We start from the raw sequence: 1,360 nt of genomic DNA on the forward strand, positions 1-1,360 counted from the left end.
TGCTCAAGCAACCGGCGGAGTGCCTCGGTGGCGTGCAGGCCACGCCGGGATGGTGTGGTGGTGATCCACCGGGCGACCTGGCGAGGCGAGGGTGGCCGCTCGCGTGGCGTGTCGATCGGCAGACCGCGACGCAGCGGCGCGATGGCCATCTTGACCCGCTGGTAATGACCGCAGTAGCCCTTGGCAACGATCTCCTGGTGAAGAACTGTCGCCGTGTGCTCGCCTTCCTCCCAACGTTGACGCAAGTACTCCAGATACGGGTCGAGGCTCGTGGATCGGCGGGGCGGAGTGCGGCGTAGGCACTCCTGCCAGGAGGAAGCGCGGGCGTACTTGGCCACGGTGCGTCGGTTCAGGCCCAGGTCGCGGGCTATCGCGCTGAATGAGCGGCCGTGATCGGATACAGCATGCACCGCCTCGAACAGCCGCTTGGCATGACGGCCGGCGGGAGTATCGGCCGCCTCGGACCGTTCGGCCGACGGTGGTGAGTCCGGATCGGATTCAGGTACCGCCGCGGACAGGCAGCCGCGGTGGTCGGCGGCGACGTCCGAGACCCGTTTCGACAGTCCCTGCCAGAGGTGAAAGCGGTCGCTGACCTGCACCGCGTCCGGGGCCCCGTCGGTGGTGCCCTGCCGGTAGACCAGTGAACCGTCCCGGCACACCACCTCGACGCCGGGGTGCGTGCGCAGCCAGGCGGCCAGCTGCTCGGCGTCACGACCGGCCCACAGCTCGATCGGCAGTCGCGTGTCGGCATCCACCAGCAGCGTGCCGTAGACGTCCCTGTACAGCGCGAAGTCGTCCACGCCCAGCACCCGCGGTGTCGCGACCGAGGGCAGTCGCATGCGCATCAGCTGGAACAGCACACTCGTCCGCGACAGCGGCACCTTCAAGATGTGCAGGAGTCGGGCCCCGCCACGGCCGGCGAGCAGCACCCCGGCCATCTCCACCAGATGCTGGAGCAGGGGACTGCGACGCTGATAGCGCACCGTCAGCCCCTCTACCTGCTCGGCAAACGTCCGCCGACCACAGCTCGGACTGTCACAGAACAACCGCCGCACCATCAGACTGATCAGCACCGGCCGTCCACCGACAGCGACGTCAGCCAGCGTGCGGGAATACCGGCTATGCACCCGCGCCGACTCGCACCCGCAGCCCGGACACGCCACCATCAACTCGCAGGTACGGGCGGCTATACGGACCACGCCTCCCGCCGACCACAGCCGATCCACCCGCACCACGTTCAGGTGCGGAGACATAATCCGTACGAGGTCATCACACACTCACCGAAGGTCCCGCTACCCGTGACGGAGCGTCACCGGCGCACGGTGGCACACCCCCGCTTCACGAAAATCTTGCCAGGGCC

General features: G+C 68.2%; 1 protein-coding gene. It reads right to left on the bottom strand.

Translation table 11 applies throughout. The annotated features are described in order from the left end of the window. Nucleotides 1-1,253, bottom strand: a 1,253-nt coding sequence (locus tag ACFWI9_RS34275; protein ID WP_387169210.1) for an ISL3 family transposase, incomplete at its 3' end; no start/stop codon positions are given. Nucleotides 1,254-1,360: the final 107 nt, after the last annotated feature.

This window comes from Streptomyces sp. NPDC127084 (assembly GCF_042724175.1).
In the GTDB taxonomy this organism is placed as follows: domain Bacteria; phylum Actinomycetota; class Actinomycetes; order Streptomycetales; family Streptomycetaceae; genus Streptomyces.